General features: G+C 41.2%; 1 protein-coding gene. It reads right to left on the bottom strand.

The window, feature by feature from the left end; translation table 11 throughout:
- Window positions 1–81: 81 nt before the first annotated feature.
- On the bottom strand, window positions 82–267 hold a 186-nt coding region (locus tag C1E99_RS11650; protein ID WP_193441812.1), incomplete at its 5' end, for a dihydroxyacetone kinase subunit DhaK.

Genomic DNA, 267 nt, shown 5'->3' with positions numbered 1-267 from the left:
AAATAATCTTTGTTTTCTTGAATTTTCTTGTTGAATGTCTCCATCCAGAGTAATGCTTGTTTTGCATCCATAGTCTTTCTCCTACCAAGCTACCACTTCAACAGGGGCCTGCAAAGCGTCAATCCAGCTTGGGTCTTCTAGTTTGATTAAGGTCAATGACAGTCCAGCCATATCAATCGATGTCATGTAGTTACCGATTTTCTTGTAGTCAACGACCACGCCTTTTTTAGCCAGCAATTGAGCAACGTCGTTGGCAAAGACATATTG

Source organism: Streptococcus suis (assembly GCF_002964045.1).
GTDB classification, from domain to species: Bacteria; Bacillota; Bacilli; order Lactobacillales; family Streptococcaceae; genus Streptococcus; species Streptococcus suis_U.
This window is presented reverse-complemented; position numbering and strand designations above follow the sequence as displayed.